17 protein-coding genes are annotated in these 22,297 nt (G+C 46.3%); 7 read left to right on the top strand and 10 right to left on the bottom strand.

Translation table 11 applies throughout. The features are described 5' to 3' along the window. Positions 1–23: 23 nt before the first annotated feature. From NDI48_15830 to NDI48_15845, 4 genes are all read right to left on the bottom strand, one after another. Positions 24–491, bottom strand: a complete 468-nt coding sequence (locus NDI48_15830) for a transcriptional repressor (protein MEP0832644.1) — start codon at positions 489–491, stop codon at positions 24–26. 405 nt (positions 492–896) lie between these two features. Next, positions 897–2,204 carry a hypothetical protein gene (locus NDI48_15835; protein ID MEP0832645.1) on the bottom strand — a complete coding sequence of 436 codons (1,308 nt, stop codon included), beginning with the start codon at positions 2,202–2,204 and terminating at the stop codon, positions 897–899. Between the two features lie 38 nt (positions 2,205–2,242). Next, positions 2,243–2,878, bottom strand: a complete 636-nt coding sequence (locus tag NDI48_15840) for a Vat family streptogramin A O-acetyltransferase (protein MEP0832646.1) — start codon at positions 2,876–2,878, stop codon at positions 2,243–2,245. Between the two features lie 129 nt (positions 2,879–3,007). Continuing rightward, positions 3,008–3,205: a hypothetical protein gene (locus NDI48_15845; GenBank protein ID MEP0832647.1), complete on the bottom strand. Its 198-nt coding sequence runs from the start codon at positions 3,203–3,205 to the stop codon at positions 3,008–3,010. Positions 3,206–3,226: 21 nt separating this feature from the next. Between NDI48_15845 and NDI48_15850 the strand changes: the two genes are divergently transcribed. Beyond that, entirely contained in the window at positions 3,227–3,766 is a 540-nt protein-coding gene (locus NDI48_15850) for an inorganic diphosphatase (GenBank protein MEP0832648.1), read from the top strand. Between the two features lie 17 nt (positions 3,767–3,783). Here NDI48_15850 and NDI48_15855 read toward each other — a convergent pair whose 3' ends face one another. Together NDI48_15855 and NDI48_15860 are read right to left on the bottom strand one after the other, a co-directional pair. After that, complete coding sequence (locus NDI48_15855; protein MEP0832649.1) at positions 3,784–4,458, bottom strand: pentapeptide repeat-containing protein; 675 nt, start codon at positions 4,456–4,458, stop codon at positions 3,784–3,786. Between the two features lie 136 nt (positions 4,459–4,594). Next, positions 4,595–6,991, bottom strand: coding sequence for an EAL domain-containing protein (locus tag NDI48_15860; protein MEP0832650.1), 2,397 nt, complete (start codon positions 6,989–6,991; stop codon positions 4,595–4,597). 204 nt (positions 6,992–7,195) lie between these two features. Here NDI48_15860 and NDI48_15865 point away from each other — a divergent pair, with 204 nt between their 5' ends. Further along, positions 7,196–7,666 (top strand): GUN4 domain-containing protein, encoded by a 471-nt coding sequence (locus tag NDI48_15865; GenBank protein ID MEP0832651.1) that lies wholly within the window; start codon positions 7,196–7,198, stop codon positions 7,664–7,666. Positions 7,667–7,724: 58 nt separating this feature from the next. Here the strand turns inward: NDI48_15865 and NDI48_15870 are convergent, their stop codons facing one another. Together NDI48_15870 and NDI48_15875 are read right to left on the bottom strand one after the other, a co-directional pair. Beyond that, the gene (locus tag NDI48_15870) at positions 7,725–10,358 is read right to left on the bottom strand and encodes a TIGR03960 family B12-binding radical SAM protein (GenBank protein MEP0832652.1); all 2,634 of its coding nucleotides are present in this window, start codon (positions 10,356–10,358) and stop codon (positions 7,725–7,727) included. Positions 10,359–10,672: 314 nt separating this feature from the next. Further along, entirely contained in the window at positions 10,673–11,035 is a 363-nt protein-coding gene (locus NDI48_15875; GenBank protein ID MEP0832653.1) for an STAS domain-containing protein, read from the bottom strand. 601 nt (positions 11,036–11,636) lie between these two features. On the opposite strand from NDI48_15875, the gene NDI48_15880 reads away from it, so the two are divergent. After that, the gene (locus NDI48_15880; protein MEP0832654.1) at positions 11,637–11,831 is read left to right on the top strand and encodes a hypothetical protein; all 195 of its coding nucleotides are present in this window, start codon (positions 11,637–11,639) and stop codon (positions 11,829–11,831) included. Between the two features lie 450 nt (positions 11,832–12,281). Here the strand turns inward: NDI48_15880 and NDI48_15885 are convergent, their stop codons facing one another. Then, positions 12,282–12,680: a hypothetical protein gene (locus NDI48_15885; protein MEP0832655.1), complete on the bottom strand. Its 399-nt coding sequence runs from the start codon at positions 12,678–12,680 to the stop codon at positions 12,282–12,284. A 388-nt stretch (positions 12,681–13,068) separates the two neighbouring features. On the opposite strand from NDI48_15885, the gene NDI48_15890 reads away from it, so the two are divergent. Further along, positions 13,069–14,061 carry an alpha/beta hydrolase gene (locus tag NDI48_15890; protein ID MEP0832656.1) on the top strand — a complete coding sequence of 331 codons (993 nt, stop codon included), beginning with the start codon at positions 13,069–13,071 and terminating at the stop codon, positions 14,059–14,061. A 230-nt stretch (positions 14,062–14,291) separates the two neighbouring features. Here the strand turns inward: NDI48_15890 and NDI48_15895 are convergent, their stop codons facing one another. Continuing rightward, complete coding sequence (locus NDI48_15895) at positions 14,292–15,257, bottom strand: GAF domain-containing protein (GenBank protein ID MEP0832657.1); 966 nt, start codon at positions 15,255–15,257, stop codon at positions 14,292–14,294. 631 nt (positions 15,258–15,888) lie between these two features. Here NDI48_15895 and NDI48_15900 point away from each other — a divergent pair. From NDI48_15900 to NDI48_15910, 3 genes are all read left to right on the top strand, one after another. Further along, positions 15,889–16,890 (top strand): zinc-dependent alcohol dehydrogenase family protein, encoded by a 1,002-nt coding sequence (locus NDI48_15900; GenBank protein ID MEP0832658.1) that lies wholly within the window; start codon positions 15,889–15,891, stop codon positions 16,888–16,890. A 312-nt stretch (positions 16,891–17,202) separates the two neighbouring features. Then, complete coding sequence (locus NDI48_15905) at positions 17,203–19,371, top strand: pentapeptide repeat-containing protein (GenBank protein ID MEP0832659.1); 2,169 nt, start codon at positions 17,203–17,205, stop codon at positions 19,369–19,371. Between the two features lie 631 nt (positions 19,372–20,002). Beyond that, positions 20,003–22,279, top strand: coding sequence for a PAS domain S-box protein (locus NDI48_15910; GenBank protein MEP0832660.1), 2,277 nt, complete (start codon positions 20,003–20,005; stop codon positions 22,277–22,279). Positions 22,280–22,297 lie beyond the last annotated feature (18 nt).

Consider the following 22,297-nt stretch of genomic DNA (forward strand, 5'->3'; position numbering starts at 1 on the left):
CCTAAGTTTTTGAGCTACTGACCTTAGTTAACTGACTTTGCCTGCCCCTCGGATTTCTGGGTTCGGTAACCGTAGAAATCAATCTTGTAGTCAGTAATCCGCACACCGGTTTGTTGCTCAATTTGGTCGAGCAAATCGGCGGGCAATTGGACAAAAACATCAATAATCTGAGCGGTATCCAGACAGTTAACATGGCTATGAGCATCACAAACGTTGCCGTACAGACGACCATCCGAACGCTCAATACACTCGATAATGTCTTGACTCGATAGTGCCTCCAAGTTCTGATATACAGAGGTATGACCAATCGCTTTACCTTGCTGATTTAATCGGTCATAGATTTCTCGCGCTGAGAGATGTTCTTTAGCTTGCCACAGCAGTTCTAAAATGAAGCGACGTTGACGGCTCAAACGCATCCCCAATGCTTGACATTTGTTGAGGGCGTCTTCTAATGAGCGAATGGGTTTCACAGTTGCCGCTTCATGTTGCATAGTTGAGGTTCTTAATGTATGGGTTTGTTGATCCATATAGTCCTTGTCTTTCATTTTAGCGACGAGACTCAAGTCCTTGCGCCCAGACCTCAGCAACTTCAGCCTCAGTCGTTAGTCGTTAAAATAATTCCTAAAAAATTTTGGCAAGACAGACGGTAACCGCTTAAGTTACGATCCTCAACCGTCTTATCCAAACTCATTACCAGTTTACCTTAGATTCTCGTTTGCTGTCCACTCGCTTGAGGAGGGGCGTGGTGATTCCCTCTCTATTCCTTAAGGATTTAGGAGAGGACTTATGCAACTGGCTAGGCTATTTGCTACAGGTAGGGGTTCTTGCATCCTTGCCCCTACCAAGATGATGTATTAAGCCAGAAAATGCGTAAATCTTGTAGGAAATGAAATCGCTCAAATTTCTTCCCTGACCGGGGATGCAGGAAAATATTTATCGATGATCTGACCGATGAATAATCCTAAAATTCCAAATCCAATTCCCAGAGTCATAATGCTCAACTCAACAGGACTAAAAATGACAAAAGCGGGGTTAATCAGCGTTAAAATCAGCATCGAGCAAGCCGAAATACTACCCATGCTCAAAGAAAGTCTCACCCCCATCCCGGAGAATGTATAGTATCCTGTTTGAGCGGCAAGGTAGGCAATAAAGGGAACAAATACGGCAGCTAAATAGACAGCATAAAACGATACAATCAGACCGATCAGTGAATCACTACCCTTTAAGGCAATGGCTAGAGCGAAAAGGGCATTCGCAACAGCAACAAACAACCGATTGCGATTAGATACAGGTACAATACCGAAGTCGATAATTGTTTTATTCTGTACCCGCAACACGCTGCTGCCAACACCCAGCGCCGGAACCAATAAAGACAAAATCAGGATAATTCCCAAGGGCTTATCTGTGCCACCGCCAATCCACGACAAAATAAAAGGAATGGTCTCCTTGCCATCAATGCCAATCGGCAAAATTCCCGCCTGTTGAGCCGCAATCACCACAACAGAAGGCAACAAAGCAATCCACATAAGCACAATGGCTGCCAACACAGAGCCTAAATAGACATTTCGCACATCCTTGGTTTGAACAATAAATTGCTGACACTTCATATCGATGAGAACAAGCAAAATCGTGGACAGAGAAATGCCCAGGAAATCCGGCGGACTCACCCGTTGCAGGGATGGAATAAACTCAAGAGGCGATCGCAAATAATCCGGGAAACCGTGCAGCACCCACAGTGCATAAAGCAAAGCCAAGAAATTTAGAGCCAGCAACGCTTGAAATATCCAGCTAGCTTCCTCCACTGGCAGCAAAGAGATGAAGGTAAACAAGATAGCCAAACCCACCATACTCGGCAGCACAGGTAGCCCTAAAACCTTGAGAACAAAGGCTCCAGAAATGATCTGGACGGCTTCGATGCCAATTAAGGATGACCATATTAACCATCCCACCAGGATTTTGACAAGGTTCCCGTAGCGGTTTCCCAGCAATGTCCAGATTTGCTCAACCTCTGTCCAGTAGAACTTCGCCAGTCCCATCGCCGCGATTGTACCCACGCTAATCGAGACAGCGTAGAGACTGCCAGCGATACCCACAGTTAGTGCTTTCTCAGCCGTTCCAAAGAGAAATCCTAAACCGTAATGGGCGGACACCAACAAGGCGGCTAGCGAGAAGGCGTCCAGTGTACGGTTTTCCAAAGCTTTCACACTCAATTGTTAGTGACTACTTGCTGATTATGAATCGTTCACTCGGCATCGTGCAGTGCTTGGATATCACTTTCCATAATCTTGTCGATATGGCGTGTAATTTTCTCCATCTCCCAATCCCACCACCGAATCTCCAACAGTTGTGCTACCTCAGCGTCGCTAAAGCGCTGCTTGATGAGACATGCTGGGTTTCCACCAACAATCGTATAGGGAGGAACGTCCTTGGTTACGACGGACTTCGCGGCAATCACAGCACCATCGCCGATTTTGACTCCCGGCATAATCAGCGCATCGTAGCCAATCCAGACATCATTGCCCACAATCGTATCGCCTCGCGTCGGCAGATTGATTAACTTGTCCATCGCTTTTTCCCAACCGTGTCCGAAGGCTGGGAAAGGATAAGTGGAAATGCCATCCAGTTTGTGATTGGCACCATTCATGATGAACTTGGCATGAGTTGCGAGCGCACAGAACTTGCCGATGATCAGGCGATCGCTCCCGTAATTGTACAGGACGTTTCTTTCAAAGCCTTCCGGGTCAACTGGGTCGTCGTAATAGGAGTAATCCCCGACAATAATATTGGGTGCTTTGATAAAAGGCTTGATGAAACAGACTCGCCGTTGATCGACCATTGGATAGGGTCGATTGGGATCTGGCCCGAATTGTTCCGTCAATTTGTCTACTCAGCTCCTATACCCCTATATCTAGTGTGCCTGCGTAAGTCCTAGTTAAAGATAGCAAACTTCCCTCACTCCAGAACCTTCGACGAAATCGCCCTTAGTGCATCAAGGGCTAGAGTACTATCACTGTGTTTGAGCATGACGGGAGGAGATTTTCTGTTGCATTTGCGGACTATAACCCATTAACTCAGCTAAAGACTCCATCACTTCCACACTCGCCCCAGAATTAATCATGTCAGTGATCGCCATATCCCAAATCACTTGGGGGTTGCAGGCTTTTCCAGTCAAGCGGTAAGCTACATGAGCGATCGCTATTTTCAAATGAATACGTGCTGGTATTGTATGGCAACCGACCCCCTCCACCTGCCCCCGTTTGACTTAGACGATGCCCAGACGCTCCACGTCATCATTGATACGCCCAAGGGCAGCCGTAACAAATTCGAGTGGGACAAAAAGCACGGGCTGTATAAGTTAGGCGGCGTACTGGCAGCAGGCGCATTTTTCCCATACGACTTCGGTTTCGTGCCCTCCACTCTAGCTGACGACGGCGACGCCATCGACGTACTGGTACTGATGGAGGAGCCTGCCTTCGTCGGCTGCCTCGTCCCGTCGCGGCTGATCGGCGGCTTTGGCGCTTTTCAGACCGAGTCAGGTAAAACCGATCGCAACGATCGCCTGCTCGCCGTTGCCGCCAACTCCCGCAACCAGCGTGACGTGAAGACGCTCGAGGACCTGAATCAGAACCTGATCCACGAGATCGAACACTTCTTCGTGTCGTACAACGCGGCTAAGGGCAAAACGTTTGAGCCACAAGGCCGCTTTGGGCCAGAGCAAGCCCGCCAACTGGTTATTGAGGCAGCGGAGCGTTTTCGCCAACCTTAAGGTGCGATCGCCATATATTAGTCGTCAATTATTTCATTAGCTAGACTTACCCAGTTCATATTATTTAGCTTGGCATCTGTCAAGGATGCTCCTTGAAGCTTCGCTTCGCTCAAATCCGCTCCTCTTAAGTCTGCATAACTAAGATTGGCTCCTCTAAAATCTGTCTGACGCAGGCAAGCATCACTTAGGTTAGCTTTACTAAGATTCGCTTCTCTTAAGTCGGCAAGCTCTAGGTTTGCTTTAGTAAAGTTCGTCCTAATTAGGTCACTTTTACTCAGGAACGTGCCCATTAAATTAGCATTGCTCAAGTCTGCCCCTGTTAAGTCAGCTCCACTTAAGTTTGCCTCACTTAGGTTTGCCCAATTTAGCTTCGCATTATTGAGCTTAACCTCCTGTAAAAATTTGCAGGCTAACATTGAACACCTCAAGTTAGCATTACTGAAATTCCTTTCTCCTGCGGCATAACGCCTAATCAATTCATCAGGCATTAATCTGAGTAACAGAGCAACAGAGTCTCCACTCTTACACCAGGAAGCTTCATAAAGTTTCGCCGCTGTGCTAACAGCTACTGCATCATATGAAGGTAAGACGACACCATTGCACTCATCCCACTCACCACCGAGCATAAAAGCAATCTCTTGTGCCGTATTTGAGGAATCAAACAAGAGAGTATAGGATTCACGTCGGGACAATATCTTCAAATTAGTTAATTGATTTATGACAAAAGAAAATCTTGTTTTTATTAAGTTGCTCATAGAATTTAATTAGGGTGTTAAACAAACCTTATGGCTATTAACCTTTCACATTACTGAGTAGACCTGGGGGAACTTAGTTGAATGCCAAGGGGCGGGGTTGGGAAATACCATAGCCCTGTGCATAATCCACGCGAATCGCTGCGATTTTTTCGAGTATGGCCTCATTTTCGACAAACTCAGCAATAGTTTGAAGACCCATGACATGTCCAATATGATTGATGGCTTCTACCATTGCTAAATCTGTCGGCTCATCAACAATTTGCCTGACGAATCCCCCATCAATTTTGAGATAATCCACCGGCAGGTTTTTCAGATAAGCAAACGAGGACATGCCACTGCCGAAATCATCCAAGGCAAAGCGGCAACCCACTTGTTTTAGCGATCGCATAAACTGAGCAGCTTGACGCAAATTAGCTATAGCCACGGTTTCAGTAATTTCAAAGCAAATCACCTGAGGCGGAACCTGGTATAAGGCTAACTGTTCGCGTACAAAGTCGATAAACTGCTCGTCGTTGAGACTCGTACCCGAAAGGTTAATCGCATACAAACAATCACAACCATCCTCCAAGAAGTGGCAAGGGTTGCGGTTTTCTCGGTAGTGCTGTCCCAGACTAGTAAACAGCGTGCGAATGACCCAACGGTCAATGGCTGGCATGAGATTGTAGCGTTCCGCAGCGGGAATAAACGCCATTGGCGACACCAAATTCCCCTGTTCATCCACAAGGCGCAGGAGGATTTCGTAATGTGTTGCCAACGACGAAGTTTGACGACTGGGAACAATCGACTGGTAATAAAGGCGGAAACGATTCTCCTCAAGCGCTTGAGTCAGCCGTGTCACCCATTGCATTTGGCTTTGTTGAATTGCCAACTCGCGATCATCAGCTTGATAAACCTGTACACGATTACGCCCTTTGTTTTTGGCGGCATAGCAAGCTGAGTCGGCAGCACTCATCACGCTAGTCATACTTTGTGTATTGGCGTCAATGGCAACTAAGCCAATACTGACCCCTATACTGAACGTTTTGTCTTGCCACACGAAACGAAACTCCTGGAGCTGCTCTAGCAGCTTAGAAGCTACCCGCAAAGCTGCATCGAGGGGGCAATGGAAGAGTAGTAAACCAAATTCATCTCCGCCTAGCCGAGCTAAAGTATCGGAGGTACGCACCTGACTTTGAAACAAAGCGGTAACTTGGCGTAACAGTTCATCACCAGCAATATGACCACAAGTATCGTTGACCAGTTTGAATTGATCGAGGTCTAGATAACACAAAGCGTGTTGTTGGTCTGAAGCCTTGGCACTGAGCACAGCCTTTTGTAAGCAGTTTTCAAATTCTCGTCGGTTGACCAGTCCAGTTAGGGCATCGTGGCTAGCTTGCCAAGATAGTTGCTGTTCGATGTGGCGTGCGACGGTTACATCCCTCAACACCAATACCGCACCGATAATCTGGTTGTCGCTAGCGCGAAGGGGTGTGGCGCAATTATCCACCGCCAATTCATCACCCTCACGGGTAATCAGGAGCGTTGGCTTGTCCAAGCAAACTTGCTTGCCAGAACGCATAGCGGTTTCTGCTGGACCTTCACAAAGCTCACGGGTCGTTTCATTAACTATCCTGACTATCTCAGATAGTGGCTTTCCTTGGGCCTCCTGGGGAGGAAAGCCCGTGAGTTCAGAAGCAACCGGATTGAGGTACTCAACCAAGCCTTTGGCATTGATTGTAATGACGGCATCGCCGATGGAGTGCAATGTCACTTGAGCCTGTTCTTTTTCTCGGAACAGCTCTGCCTCAGCCAGCTTGCGCTGGCTGATTTCAGCTTGCAGTGAGGCATTAGCTTGAGCTAATTGTGCTGTTCGTTCCTGAACTTTAATTTCTAGAGAGTCATGGGCACCCCGCAGTGCTTCCTCAGCAATCTGACGTTGTGTAATTTCACTTTCGAGTTTTTTGTTAGCGGCTTCCAGGAGGGCTGCTTGTTGTTCGAGCAACTGTGTTTTCTTGAACAGTTCAACAAACACCGTCACCTTGGATTTGATGATTTCCGGCGCAAAAGGCTTTAAGAGGTAATCCACTGCACCAAGGGCATAACCTCTCTCCACATGAGTGTCGTCTCGATTCAGTGCGGTGACAAAAATAATCGGGGTTTGTCGAGAGCGCTGTCTTTGTCGAATCAGTGCCGCTGTTTCAAACCCATCCATATTAGGCATCTGGACATCAAGCAGAATTACAGCAAAATCCTGATTGAGCAGACATCTTAAGGCTTCTATACCCGAATCCGCCTTCACTAGATTTAGATCGGGACTATCGAGTATCGCCGATAAAGCTAGCAAATTTTTCGGCTGGTCGTCTACTAAGAGGATGTTAACTTTTTGTTCGGGTAGTATCAATAAGGTGTCCGACAGCAGCTCAAGGGAGCGACCGCAGTTACCACATTGTGCTGCGATAATCTTGTGTGTGAGCTGCGCGGAGGCTTTCATCAAATGTTCTACACGGAAGGCTTGATTATCACATTAGGGCAGTGAAGATGTTTTCGCATTGCCCGTAGGATTTACTTCTAGGGGTACACGTGAATCTAGATTTTCGCTAAGTCAAAATTTCAGCTATCTGAAAATAGATAAAGGCGGCAATGCAATTTAAGCTGTTGAAAAGTGGTTAAAGTCTGGGGACGCGAGGAGGAGCGAATGTCCGAAGTTGAACTATTATCTGATGTCGGTGCTAACTACACTCAATTGCGTGACTTACTGACCGCTGGCAAGTGGAAAGAGGCGGATGAAGAAACACGACGCGTCATGCTCAAGGTTGCCAGTCGGGACAACGAAGGCTGGCTCAATGAGGATTCCATCAACAATTTACCCTGCACTGACCTACGCACGGTTGACAAACTTTGGGTGGAATACTCAAAAGGACGCTTCGGCTTTAGCGTGCAAAAGCGCATCTATGAGGAAGTCGCAAGAGACTGGGAAAAGATGGGCGATCGCGTCGGTTGGCGTGAGGGACGTAACTGGCTAAGCATTTCATCACTCACTTATAATACCGATGCCCCCCCAGGTCACCTTCCCGGTGCTGGTGCCTGGGTCACTTCCCTGGTATGGGGGCTGTGGTCACAGAGTGCTGATTCTTTTTATAATCGCGTGGATTTTTGTAAGCTGTAATATCTACAACTTTCTTTGGGTAGGACAAGTAGGTTTAAGCTAGGCTCCTCTCTCCAAATCAAGAGACATTCAGCATCATCCTCAATCGATGAGCGTGCCACAACTGAAACTCTAACCCCGTCACCTGCTCCAGCATATAAACCAAATGCTCCGGTCGCAACAGCGTACCATCATTGCGACAACTCCCCACATAACGCAACACCCCCGTCGAAACCCCCTCTTCCTCGCTCTCTCTGAGTTCTCTGTGCCTCTGTGGTTCGTTCAACTCCAACTCAAACAAACGATCGCGCAAATTCACCTCTTGCTTCCGTCCCGATTTTGTGGTATAGCTCCACAGAATTTCCTCACGATTCTTCACCGCTTCAACCCAATCCTGCCACGGCGGGAGAGAAAGCCCATCAACCACTGCCAAAGTCAGCAAATACTCCGCCCGTTCCAGCACTTGAGTCGCACTCGCAGCCTTCAAATCCACCTCCTCAACTCGATACACAGGAATATCCGAAGGTAATTGAGATGCCAAGCGTTGCTTAAACTCCTCAACCTCCATCGATTGAGTGAGCTCAAACTCCACAATCTCGCCCTCGCTTGTCACTCCCAATGACAACGCATTGGCAATCATAATTCGAGGCATCGGGTGATAACCACCCGTATAAGCGATGGGTAGGGAGGCACGTCTCACAGCGCGATCGTACAAACGCACCAAATCCAGATGGCTCAACAAAGCCATATCGCCCAGCTTGCCATACCAAACCCGCATCCGCTGGACTTTTTCGGAATTTGGCTTGAAATGACCGGCAAATTCTGGGATAGGCAGAGGTTGTATCACCACATTGTGACCAAAGTCCACACCGCAAACGCCACAGTGAGAACAGCCATCAAAGGAACAATCGGGAACGATTGCCGCTTCTAATGCCCGTTGTAAGTCTGCAACCAGCCAATTCTTATCAATCCCTGTATCCATATGATCCCAAGGCAACGGTGCATCATAGGGATTTTGCGTTGTTGAATCTGACTCCTGAAACACATTCCATTCGCCGTTTTCCACTTGGCGATATTTCCAGGTAAGCTCAGATTCTGCGATCGCTTGTTCCCAAGCCCCAAACGCCCGATCTAAATTATCAAACCACGAATCCATCCCTGCACCAAGTTCCCAAGCCCGACGCAGTACGGCAGACAAGCGCCTATCACCCCGCCCCACAAAGTCTTCCATTGCCGAAATTCGGACATCGGTGAAATTCACCTTCACGCCCTTAATCCAGCGAAATTCCTGACGCAGTAACGCTTGCTTGCGCTTAAACTCCGCCGTTGAAACCGAATGCCACTGAAACGGGGTATGAGGCTTCGGTGTGAAATTAGAAATGGTGATATTAAAATTCAAAGGTCTTCTTCGTTGTGCCTGACATTTCTGCTGCAACCAGCGCACCGTCTCGGCAATCCCGACGACATCGACATCCGTCTCCCCCGGTAAGCCAATCATGAAATAGAGCTTAATCTTATTCCAACCCTGCTCAAATGCCGTCTTCACGCCTCGCAGCAGTTCTTCATTGGTTAAGCCCTTATTCACAATATCCCGCATTCGCTGCGTTCCGGCTTCTGGGGCAAAGGTTAAACCGCCCTGCCGCGTACCCCCTAGGATATTGGCAATATTCTCATCAAATCGATCTACCCGCTGACTGGGCAAGGAGAGGGAAATATTTTCATCCTTGAGGCGATTTTTGATTTCCATGCCGACGGCTGGCAGTGCCAGATAGTCGGAACAACTCAGAGATAATAGGGAAAACTCGTGATATCCAGTTGCCCTCATTCCCTTCTCGATCGCTTCTACCACTTGTTCCGGTTCCACATCCCGCGCCGGACGAGTTAGCATTCCGGGTTGACAAAAGCGACAACCACGAGTACAGCCTCGACGAATTTCAATGGTGAGGCGATCGTGGACTGTTTCCACGTAGGGAACCAACCCAATCGAGTAAGCGGGCATGGGGGTGGCGACTCGTCGTAGAATCCGCTTGGGCACATCTGGGCGGTTAGGATGGACGGAACCATCTTCTGCCATATCGTAGAACTGCGGGACATACACACCCGGAATCTGGGCTAAATCCAGCAGTAACGCTTCTCGACTTAACCCCGCGGTTTTGCCTTCTTCCAAGACTAAGCCAATTTCGGGCAGTAGTTCTTCCCCATCTCCCAAGGCGATAAAGTCAAAAAAGTCGGCGTAGGGTTCGGGGTTAGATGTTGCTGTCTGTCCACCCGCAAAAATCAGGGGGATTTCTGTGATGTCACTGGCGGCACGTTCTTGCCAGGTTAGGGGAATGTCTGCCAAATCCAACATTTCCAGGATGTTGGTTGCCCCTAGTTCATAGCTGAGGCTAAAGCCTAAAATATCAAAATCTTGGAGCGATCGCCGATTCTCAACAGCAAACAGAGGCGTCTTGGTTTCTCGCAGTTTTGCGGCTAAGTCGGGCGCGGGTAAGTAGGCGCGATCGCACAGTTGCCTGGGCTGGGCATTCAAAATATTGTAGAGAATAATATGCCCTAAATTAGAAGCGCCGACTTCGTAAATTTCCGGGTAGGTTAAGACCCACCGCACTTGTGCCGTGTCCCAGGGCTTATGTACCGCTCCCAATTCGTTACCCAGGTAACGCGCCGGCCCCATTATCTGTTTGGTGAGTAGTTCCTCGACGGTGAACGCCATTGCAACCTTCTTTGCTGCTTCGTTGACAGCTAACCCTTAGCAATCATTCATTGTAGAAGGTATTCATCTAACTAGCTGTTTTATGGGGCGAACGCTAGGGCGCTTTGCACCATGAAGAGCCTTCCATCTGAAAGCCAAGGATGGTGCTGTTAGGATGGCAACGTGTCTGTCTCGGATTCTAGAGAGCTAGTTTCATACAGCGTCAGTCGTCGTGACAGTTAGGAGCGGTTAACGGGTTGCCCTAGGAGCTAAGAGGAGGAGAATCGTTGGGTTGTTACAAGAGGAACAATCCGACGATCTTCTGTGATTTGACACTAAGCGATCAGCCTCACAGATTCCTCCCCTCGCTCAAGCAGGGCACAGAAAGCATCACGGTTGGGATAAATTTCAAACGCCGCATCTAGCCGAGTCAGTTCAAAAATCATCTGAATTGAGGCAGCCACACAGCAAATCCCAAAGCGCCGATTCAGACGTTGCGCGAGACGAAACGCACAGATCAACGACATCAAGCCCGCACTATCGAGAGACTCTACCCGATGCATGTCCACCAAAACCGCATTCGGAGCTGACGTGACAGCACCGGTTAGCTGACGTTGGAACTCGGCGGCATTGGCAGCATTGATATGACCAGAAGGTTGAATGATAGTCAACTGTGAATCCCTGATAGCAATTGTCATAATTAAGTTCCACCTTTTTTAGTAAAAAGACTTGAAAGAGAATGTATTGAACATACTATTTTCGTTCTTTCCTCAACCACTACCTCTGGTAGGGTTTGCTAAATCTTCATCAAGCCGTTCTACTTTAATAAAGTTTTAAATAAACCTTATTAAAATTTTGTGTACCTCTATACCTATTTAAAAAAAATCTTTCCAAAGAAGTACATTGATCCTCAATTTTATTTAGCATGATTATAAGTTTTATTTATGAAACGTTTTTCCATGTCTTAAAGTTTGGGCTACAAAAAGCTATTTTGTCTAAATTCCAGAAATTCCCTACTCAAAGAAACGCTAGATTGAGAACGCTAGCGCCCAGTGATCACTATCCTTAAAGTAAGAGCCATACTTGGAAAAGGACTATCTGTTTCTACGTCAGCTATAAGACATTTAGCAAGCGTCGAGGGCATTCCAAACCATGCAGGGAAGTCATGGCGAACAGATAGAGAGCATCCCGCCTCACTAAATAGTGATTTAGATCACTTAAGTTTCAGGAGTTGGATCACTCTAAATGCCAAGGATTCAGCCGAAAATTTCTTAGTATGGAGTTCTAGGCATAATGATTGTGAAAACTACATATGTTATTCGTCATCTTGTAGAAAAAGCCCTTCATCTTAGGAAATTAACTCCTGATATAGAGAACGAAATCAACTATGAACTGACTCGACTGGGTCACATCTCAGATGTTGATTATGAAGCTCTGGAATTACTCATGTCTGAGATGGATGCAGGTCGTATTCAGTTAGTTCCTACCATCTAAACTTCATTACAGATGCCTAAAGCCAGAAGCACTTATAAATTAGGTTCGTTCACTCTCATCAGAGCGTTCCTAAACTAGGTAGTTGTGTGGATATAGGCTTAGGTTAAAAAACTACAGGCGGATAATTTACGATTAGTTTTGGGTGGAAACACCCAACCATCTCCCAGTAGGGACCAAGGTGCGAAAAACATACCCAGTATTCTCGCTTGTTCGCATTCAGTGCGCCTACTAGAGCTAAGGCTGTGTCTGACTTCGGCTATCGTCAGGCGTAGAAGATGGGGGAGTGGGTGAGCCACGATAAAGCACACCCTTAGAGTTTGTGACAGAGCCTAAGAAACAAAATTCGGGTGTGATCACCCGGAACGAGGCGGAAGATGTCCAAACGATTCGTCTGAATCAGGGACTTACAAACTAGCGCAAAGTCCTGAGTGCCCTTCTAGAAGAGTCAGCTCAAAAGGCACTCTTATAGGCTTGCCAAACTTTACGGACAAAACCACTGAGTTGCTGGTGAGCTTCTGAGGGGTTGGCTTGTTGCACCTTGCTGGGGTCATCTAGTTGAACTAACAGGGGAATAACCTCTGTATCCAAAGCAAGCCGAAATAAACTCGCAGGCCAAAGCAAATCAGCTCCCTGGCGCAAGTCGTATAAATTGAGCTGTTCGGGTGAAAAGGTAGGCTGCGAGTCAGGCTCTATGGGTGAGACAGCCAGCATCAACGGACGTACCCAACAGACTTGCCGTGATGTGACAACTTGAATAACTTCCGTGTAGAGGCGAGTATTTTCATGCTCTAAACAAACAATCTGGCGAGTCTGGAACTGGTAGGCTGAACCAAGCGATCCTTGCTTCACACAAAATAATTACTGAGGTGGGATTGTAATCTCTATTTTAAGGATTCAGATTCAATAGGACTGCCTTAGTGTTTCAAAAACTGTTACGAGTGCCTTTCCCTGGCTGAGTCGGCTATAGGATCAGAATCGAGCTTAAGCTCCTCACACCATACCAAACGCCGTGCAACGCAAGCGCTGCACGGTTTTTTGTTGACATGCATACTTCTTCGTATCCTCAGGGCTAAATCCGGAGATACGATTGTTTGTGTTGCAAGCAGGAGGCCGCCATGTCAAACGCAGCATTTTTACAAGGCATACAGTTGCTTTCTCCACGATTATGGGATTTCTCATCAGTTTTTTGGTTTCCTCACTCAGCTTTTGACTCCAAAAATATTATTAAGCTTTCGGTATGATAATTACGGAAAAGTTGATTTGGCTTGGGCTAGGTGTTATCGCAGTCGGATTACTTTTGGGAATTTTATACCAAACAGTCAGTGAAGCTGTTGATCGGCATAAATACCCCCTGCTAGGTCAGTTTGTTGATATTGGGGGATTTCGTCTACATCTCAACTGTATGGGTCAGGGTACAACAACAGTTGTAATGGATGCTGGTGCTGGTGCTCCATCAATCACATGGGGTTTGGTTCCAAATGAAATTGCTAAATTTACTCGTGTGTGTACTTACGATAGAGCGGGTTTAGGTTGGAGCGATCCCAATCTCAGGACACCGCGCACGAGTCAGCAAAGCGTTGATGAATTGCATACACTTCTGGTTAAAGCTGGGATCAACCCTCCTTACATTTTGGTTGGACACTCCTTGGGTGGAGCCAATATGCGGCTATATGCAAGTCAATATCCAGAAGATGTGGTTGGATTGGTGTTGGTGGATGCCTCCCATGAAAGCTACATGACATCCGAAACCTGGAAAGGCATCAAAAGGCAGTTATGGCTTTATCAAGTGATGGGGGTTGCCAGTCGAGTTGGTGTGTTGCGATTAATCGGGGAACTTAACTTGTTGCCAATTCTTGAACAGATCAAACAAGAAATTAAAAAATATCCGCTAGCAGTCCAAGCCTTGTTTGATACTTACAAATCCTACTGTTATCGTCCTCACTATTGGGCAACCCTATCTAGCGAACGTGCCAACCTTGAAAAAAGCTTTGAGCAATTACAAGCCGTTACATCATTGAATAATTTGCCTTTGATAGTGTTAATTCAAGGTACCAAAGCGCCAGAAATGAGTGATGAAAAATTCCAGAGATGGCAGGAACTTCAGTTAGATTTAACTAAACTTTCGTCCAATAGCCAATATATCATTGCAGAAAAGAGTGGACACCTTATTCCCTTAGAGCAACCAGATTTGATTGTTAGTGCAGTTCGTCAACTTGTTGAGAGAGATTGAAGTTAACAGTCTTCGGTTGCGGAATTGAGTTAGGGAATTAATAGTTAATTCTTCCAATTGACCTTTCTTGACTCCTATCAGTTTTTTAACTGCATCTTTAAGGGTTCCTTTGACTTTTTGTCTAACCTTTGGCTGGAGTACAGGGTTTGACAACCAGGAAGGGCTGTTATTGGACTACTTTTTTGCTTCTCCACTTACTTGGCATCTGATTTCCACACAGGTGCCTTACTCTACATTCTGTCAATAATCTTTCGGAGTAGTTGCTCTTGTTGCTTTAATTCTGCAATCAATTGAGTATTCTGCAAAATAATGTCTGGTTTATGCTTATTAAGCTGTGTATCTTCTCTGAGTTGCTGGGTGAGTTGGTAACAGAACTGACATCGTTCTAAAACTTGGAGGATTGAAGGCGCGAAGGTAGCAAATAGGGATTCATCTTCGTGCGTAAAACCCTTAATATCGATTCTTCTTGATAATTCAAATCCAGGGTCACAATTCTGCCTCAATTTATTAATAAGTTGCACGACCGCTACTAAATTTTGCTCCTTATTAAAGAGAGGCCAAGCTAAGATTGTGTAAGTCCGGTATCCAGTTATTTGATCGGTTTTTTTTGCTTCTTCAGAACGTGGGTCATTGTAGACATCAAAGGGAATATTAATCACACTTGAAGTCGTGGCAGCCAAACTAGCAATTCCCCGGCCTAAGGGAACTTCAATCACTAGAGATCCACCTTCTCCATCCTCTGCATTAATGGAGCCGAGTACGTTTCTTTGGGAATCGAGTAAAAAAATGCTGGTGCGATCTGCCCTAATAAAATCTCCGACTTTTCGAGTCAGACGGCGCAGCATTGCACAAAGAACACTCACCAACTCATCGATGGCTTGATTCAGGTTAATAACCGCTGTATCAAGGCTGGGGTTAGGGAAGGATTTCCCTTGGTTAGAGGCTACAGGCCAAGCCAAATCTGAAGTCTCAGGTAAATGTAAGCCAGCGACTTCTCGCCAGTTCAACTCCAAGGCTTGACAAATTTCTAAAAAATCCAGGCCACTCAAAAATTGGCCTTTAAGGAAAAGATGAATTTGAGGCAGAGCTAACCCTAATTCTTCCGCTAGAACTCGATCGCGTCCATCACTTTTCCGCTCCCAAATTGACTTAACGGTTTGAATATACTGCGGATGTACACGTAATGTTCGGGACATAATGGAGCATCAGAAAACTACTTCGATCATAAACGAGACCTAATCGCAATGCAGTTAGTAATAACTGAACTTAAAGACATAGGTAACAATTCTTGACCCTAAGCTAAAATAGCATGAGCTTTGTAGGTAAACATAGCTTAATCCTAACTGTTCACGGGATGTGGAAAACCTCTCTCTTACTCTATGAGTGAGGCTTTGAATTTTCCCCCTTGCCTTGTAGGGAACCAAAGCTGATACAAAGAGGTTGGGGAGTTAGGTTTACGGTTGGTTTTTCCAGATGGTGTGAAAAGTCAGAGACTAATCAGGCGGTAATCACAATCTTGCGTCATTGAGCAACGTGCGATCGCACAAGTGCTGGGCTTAAAGCAGAGCAAGTTTTTTCTTGGCAGTACCTTGCACGCCTCAATGGTCAAGGAAATTCGACAAATTGGCAATGGCTTGAGCTAACCCAAGTGTCGCACCGTTATTTCTGTCCTGACTTAGAGTTTACCTTGAAAGCAGGTGTCATAGGCCAAGAGCGAGGAGAGAGTGCTTTTTATCCTTAAGCCTGCAACTGTTGAAACACGTTAAGAATGTCAACACCTGCGGTAAAGTTTCAAATACCAGATATTGTCTTAGCTACAAACAACGTATGAAAGCCATCTTAATGACAGCCCCTGGAACACCAGAAGTGCTGCAACTTCAGGAAATACCAGAACCCAAAATTCAAAATAATACAGAAATCTTAGTGCGTCTGCACGCGGCTGGGGTGAACCCAATTGATACCAAGCTGCGGCAGCGAGGTACCTTTTACCCAGACCAGATGCCAGCTATCTTAGGCTGTGATGGTGCTGGTGTGGTGGAAGCTGTTGGTTCTGGCGTCCAGCAATTTCGCGTAGGGGATGAAGTTTACTTTTGTGCTGGAGGCTTGGGAAAATCGAACACGGGCAACTATGCGGAGTTAACTGTTGTAGATGAGCGATTGGTTGCCCCAAAACCCGCTTCCCTGTCTTTTGCTGAAGCGGCGGCTGCACCTTTAGTATTAATCACCGCTTGGGAAGCCCTTTACGATCGCGCACGCTTGGAAGCTGGTCAAAAAGTGCTGATTCATGCCGGTGCGGGTGGTGTGGGTCATGTTGCCATCCAACTCGCGAAACTTAAAGGGGCTAAGGTTTGTACGACCGTTAGTTCTCAGGACAAAGCGAGATTAGTGCGTCAGTTGGGTGCGGATCATCCCATCCTTTATCAACAAACTGACTTTGTGCAAACGGCGCTAGATTGGACGGGGGGAGAGGGGGTAGACCTTGCCTTTGATACGATAGGCGGTGAAACCTTCGCGAAGTCGTTTCCGGCAGTGCGAGTGTATGGCGATGTGGTGACGATTCTTGAACCCGACTCGGCGACCAATTGGAAGACGGCGCGATCGCGTAATCTCCGGCTCAGCTTTGAACTTATGCTCACCCCATTGTTACAAGGATTGGTTGCCGCCCAGCAGCATCAAGCTGAGATTCTCAAGCAGTGTGCTAAATGGATAGATGAAGGTAAACTCAAAATCCACCTGAGTGAGACTTATCCTCTCCATGAGGCGGCAGCGGCTCATAAGGCGATCGAAACGGGGTCAACAACGGGTAAAATTGCTCTGATTATGGAGTAAATAATAGTGATTTTCAATGGGTTGTGAAAACTAATAAACCACAGAGCTACAGAGAACACAGGTAGGAGAAGATAGCAGCATGGCCAGAGGATTGGGTGAGCCGTATCGAGTACTCCTCAAAGCTTCTAGCCTTTGGTCACTTGTGGGATGGAAAGAGCGACACTTAATAAAAGAACACCAAATTGGAGACTCTGTCTTCATAGGACTTAACGTAATTCTCGCTGTTGTGATTGCAGTGGCGATGATTTTCTTATTCACACCGTTTCAGAGGGAAGATAAGAAAGCATTTTTGTTTATGGGGGACACCAGGGAGTGAAGTCGATTGGCTACTTCCCAAAATTACTAGTGGGATTATTACTGATTTTGCTGCTGCTGATGCTACCTGCATGGACAGCAACAGCCGCGACACAGCGATCGCCTTTAACCCTAGAACTCCTGCAAGAACGCCTAAAATCGCCTATTCAAAGCGAAGGCGTTCGCACCATCGATCTGCGCCAACTGATTATTAACTTGCGCTCGGAAAATGCCGAGTTTCGCGACCAATTTTACCAACTACTACAAACCCAACTCAATCGCTCCGAAACCCCATTGGGTATCGATTTCAGCCGTTCTCTAATTCAAGGAGAACTGATCGGTAGTAAGTTAGGTTTGCGTACACCCCTACATGGGGAGGCGTTGTCACCCCTGTTGACACCCGACGAACAACAACAGCTATTGCGTGACTCTCGTCGATTATCTCAGCCGACGATAATTCCCACTGTAACGGTCTTCCGGGGTGCAATCAAGTTAGTGCAAACGCGAGTGATCGGAACGGTCAATTTCGCCAATACCTTCTTTCTCAACCGGGTAGAAGCCAATGGTGCCGTTTTTACTCAAGAGTCTGATTGGTCAGAAACACGCTGGACTCGCTCCGTTGACTTTGCCGATGCGGCGTTTGGTCGAGAAGCGAATTTTAGCGGTAGTCTATTTTCTACCAAAGCAACCTTTGCTCGGGCGCAATTTCGAGGGGTTGCTAATTTCCCAGGCAGCACCTTTGAGGGGAATGCAATTTTTAGTCACGCGCAGTTTGCACAATTAGCAAATTTTACACGCTCTGTCTTTGGCCGCGCTAACTCCTCCGCCGTTGATGACGCTACCTTCTATGAGCATCCCGGTCAAACGCGAGCTGCTGAAAGCAACAGCGCTGGGCTACGCCCCGCAACGCTCCCGCGATCGCATTTCCAGGAGTTCGCTGATTTTACCGATACGAACTGGCATGATCGCGCTCTGTTCAGCAAAAGTCGCTTTCTAGAACCTCTTTTCCTCACAGAGGCAAGCTTTGAGAAATCCGTCGCCTTCCGGGAAACTCAGTTTAATCAACCCATCAATCTACGCGCGGTTAGTCTTCTGGAACAGGTAGATTTTAGTAATGCCCGATTTCTTAACGATGTTTATCTCAATGTTGCGAGTCTAACTTTTGACTCCGACCAAGCCAAAATCATTGGGGATACGGGTCGAATTGGTCGTGTGCTTTCCGTGCCAGTACTGGAAGGAAATGAAGACGTCCTCCGCAATTTAGTCAGGAATTTTCGCTTTTTGCAACAAATTGCCGATGCCAATCAGCTGGAGTATACAACTCAGCGGCTGCGACTACGGCAACTGGGGCATCGCCTTGTAGTAACAAAGAAAAGGATGGAGAGTGTTGCTTCTGATTTAGAAAGAGAAGATTTTATCAACACCTCACCCCAAAATTCTTCCCCCCTTCCCCTACTTACTAAAGCTGTGATCCCCCTCTCGCCTCTTGGCTGGGTATTAGATGCTGTGTCTTGCGTCGGGTTGAGCCTGCTATTACTACTTAGTCGCTATGGCACCAGTTTTTGGCTGGTTTTTGGGGTGGGAGTGGTGGCGATCGCTTATTTCGGCCTCTTCTTCTGGCTCGTTGATCGTTTCCGCCGTCGCCACCCTCAACCGATTGTCCCCACGGTGTTTGAAACGCCTTGGATGTTCGGCAGTTACGGAGTATTGACTTTTGCGGGTGTCACGGCAATTTTTCGCACGAGCGATCGCCCCTGGTTAACGCTGGCTTGCTTAGGGGTGGTTATTTTACCCGTGCCTATGTTGTTGCTGTGGCGACTGTACCAGCAAGGTCGTTACCATGATTTGATGGATGTCAGCTATTTCGTAGAAGATGGGAGTCTGCGTCAGTTGCGTCTGTTGATTGGACGCCTGCCGGTGATGCCCCGGTTTGAAATGTTTCGCGATCGCTACATGCCCATCCTTTGGGATCGTCGTTGGAACTGGCTCAACTACTACGACTTCAGCCTCAACAACTTGCTCAAACTTGGCTTCAACGACATTCGTCTGCGAGACAAACATCTTCCGGGTATCCTTTCCGCTTTGGTTTGGTATCAATGGAGCCTCGGCATTCTCTACATCGCCTTGCTGTTGTGGACGCTTTCCCGGACTATTCCTGGATTAAACTTACTCATATACCTTAAGTAAGAAATTATTATTTTTTTCGAGAAAAACCATTAATAAGTTCTATTAAGATTTGTAATCTAAATTTGAAGTTTTTTATTAATTTTTTAAGGGTTCATTTCGGTTTTAGCTAAAGTATGGAACAATCAATGTTTCAACAAAAAATGGTTGTTCCGCCCTGCCGTAACTTTTTAATAACTTTACAATATTCTATGAGAGATATTGAACTTTATCAAGACTTTAAAAACTTCAAATTTTTGAGTGATTTTAACCCAACCCAATCACAAAGTTAAAAAACGATAAGATTGAAGTAGGTTATCTCCATTTAAAATATACTTTTTCTCCCCTGATGAACTAGAGACTTGGATCTGGATCAAAGCTCTAATTTAATCTCTTGGAAGAAAACTTTTTAACTTAGTGCCACCTACAAAAAGCCGTAAACTCGCCCAATCGGTCTTGGGTGGCTCGTTGCTTCCGTCATTCCCTCTTTTCTAACCGATGAATTACTTCTGTCCGGAGGCAATAGTAATTTCTAAGTCTATAGAAAGAGTTGGAACAAAGTTCTTTCCCAGGGTGTATTCCGCTACACATGAGACACGTTACACAGGAGTCAGCGAGGACTCCATGTATTCACCAAGCGCCCTGGCTGGAAGCTATGTTACCTTTACAACTCAATCCTCAAAGAATTGGCCTAACGCATCGGGACAACACCCTTTCGGAAGCGCTCTTCCAAGAATTACCCCTCGGTATCTTGGTGATGGAAGCGCAAGGAGAAATTCGCTTCGTTAATCAAACCGCACTCAACTTACTAGGACTGAGTGAGAGTCAGTTGTTGGGTCAAACTCCCGTTGATCCAGATTGGCACATCATCCAAGAAAATGGCAAACCGTTTCAGCTCAAACTCCAGTCAGTACCCGTAAGAGCCAAACATATTTTAATGCTATTGGGGAGCCGCCAACCCCTACGTAATTTAGTTTTAGGAGTGTATCGACCCTTACTCAAAGATCGAATTTGGCTATCGGTTAGTACTGAACCCAAATTAGGTATGGATGGTTGTGTAGAACGAGTCATCTGTACCTTGAGCGATATCACCAATCTCAAGGCAGAACAAAAACTTTCCCGACTCCATGAGTGTTTTTTGAGCCTTGACTCCGATCCAGATGAGAACATCAATCGCCTCACAGCTTTAGCGGGAGAGTTACTCGGTGGAAGATGGGCGGTTTACAATCGACTGAATCAAGACTTACTTTGGTCGTTAGGTCAATGGCAGACGCCGCCGAATTACATTCATGTAGGTGAACCGAAACACAACATTTGTCATGAAGTGATTCAGCAGGGCAGCAATCAAGTCTTTGTGCTTCAAGACTTACAAAATACCTCTTATGCCCACAAAAACCCCGACATTGTGGGTCATCAGTTACAAACCTATGTCGGGCAAGCCGTGAGATGTGCTGGAGAGTATATCGGGGCTTTATCTGTGGTGTATCAGAATCCCTTTATTCCCAGTAAAGCTGACAAAACGTTGATGGGGATTATTGCTGCCGCTATTGGTGTTGAGGAAGAACACAAGCGAGAAGCAACCGTCTGGGCACAAAACGAAGCCAAATGGCGATCGCTCATTCAAACCAGCTCTAACCTAATTACAATTTTAGAAGCCAATGGAACCATTAAGTATGCCAGTCCGGCTATTCGCGGTGTTTTAGGATACAAGCCCAAAGAATTAATGGGTCAGAATCTGTTTGAGTTAGTACATGCCGATGATCTAGTAAATATTGAACAGAATTTTCAAGACTTTTTGCAAAACCCAACCACTGATTTATCTCTAGAGTTCCGATTTCGGCACCAAGACGGTTCATGGCGCTATATCGAATCAACCTATAGCAATTTACTCATGGATTCTCCTGTGACGCGTATTGTGGTCAACTTCCGCGATGTGACAGAGCGAAAACGGGCTGAGGAAGCCATAAAACAATCGGAAGCCCAATTGAGAGAAAAAGCCACTCAACTCGAGCACACCTTACACGAACTGCAAGAAACTCAGACGCAACTGATTCAGACCGAAAAGATGTCGAGTCTGGGGTTATTAGTTGCCGGAATTGCTCATGAAATCAATAACCCCGTCTCTTTTATCTACGGTAATATTCCCCATGCAACTCAATACACTCAAGATTTACTGCACTTGATTGACCTTTATCGACAGGAATATCCTCAGCCGGCACCCATCATTCAAGCAGAGGAGCAGTCAATTGACTTAGATTTCCTCAGCGAAGACTTACCTAAATTGATGAACTCCATGCAAATGGGAGCCGAACGTATTCGTCAAATCGTTCTTTCATTGCGGAACTTTTCCCGCTTAGATAAAGCGGCTAGAGAGCCAGTCGATTTACACCAAGGCATCGATAATACCCTACTGTTGTTGCAGCATCGAGTGAAAGCAAAAGCTGGACGACCCAAAATTGAGATCGTTAAAGAGTATGGTGAATTGCCGTTGGTAGAGTGTTATGCGGGGCAAATGAACCAAGTATTTATGAATATCTTGGGTAATGCCATTGATGCCTTAGAAGAGTTGAACGATGAAAGATGGCAGGTTGAAAGTTACAAGTTTGAAGGGACTCAAAAGTCTAAGGTTGAAAGTTTAAACAATAACGTTCAACCTACAACTCCTTGTATTCGGATTGATACCCAACTCAAAGACGACAATACGGTGTTAATTCGCATTGCCGACAATGGCCCTGGGATGACAGCTCAGGTACAACAACAGATTTTTGACCCCTTCTTTACCACCAAATCTGTAGGTCAAGGAACTGGTCTAGGATTGTCCATCAGCTACCAAATTATCGTTGACAAACATGGTGGTCAGTTGAAATGTGTCTCAACACCAGGAGAGGGAACAGAATTCTGGATTGAGCTGCCAGTCATGCTCCCTCAGTAACCCCTAAAGGACGCTAAG

The sequence above is a fragment of the Microcoleus sp. AS-A8 genome (genome assembly GCA_039962225.1).
Lineage (GTDB): Bacteria > Cyanobacteriota > Cyanobacteriia > Cyanobacteriales > Coleofasciculaceae > Allocoleopsis.

Excerpts from the sequence above, each read along its gene's own strand:
- NDI48_15850 (MEP0832648.1), top strand. The coding sequence starts at position 3,227 with ATGGCAACCGACCCCCTCCACCTGCCCCCGTTTGACTTAGACGATGCC.
- NDI48_15900 (MEP0832658.1), top strand. The coding sequence starts at position 15,889 with ATGAAAGCCATCTTAATGACAGCCCCTGGAACACCAGAAGTGCTGCAA.
- NDI48_15875 (MEP0832653.1), bottom strand. The coding sequence starts at position 11,035 with ATGACAATTGCTATCAGGGATTCACAGTTGACTATCATTCAACCTTCT.
- NDI48_15890 (MEP0832656.1), top strand. The coding sequence starts at position 13,069 with ATGATAATTACGGAAAAGTTGATTTGGCTTGGGCTAGGTGTTATCGCA.
- NDI48_15830 (MEP0832644.1), bottom strand. The coding sequence starts at position 491 with ATGCAACATGAAGCGGCAACTGTGAAACCCATTCGCTCATTAGAAGAC.
- NDI48_15910 (MEP0832660.1), top strand. The coding sequence starts at position 20,003 with ATGTTACCTTTACAACTCAATCCTCAAAGAATTGGCCTAACGCATCGG.
- NDI48_15865 (MEP0832651.1), top strand. The coding sequence starts at position 7,196 with ATGTCCGAAGTTGAACTATTATCTGATGTCGGTGCTAACTACACTCAA.
- NDI48_15895 (MEP0832657.1), bottom strand. The coding sequence starts at position 15,257 with ATGTCCCGAACATTACGTGTACATCCGCAGTATATTCAAACCGTTAAG.
- NDI48_15870 (MEP0832652.1), bottom strand. The coding sequence starts at position 10,358 with ATGGCGTTCACCGTCGAGGAACTACTCACCAAACAGATAATGGGGCCG.
- NDI48_15860 (MEP0832650.1), bottom strand. The coding sequence starts at position 6,991 with ATGAAAGCCTCCGCGCAGCTCACACACAAGATTATCGCAGCACAATGT.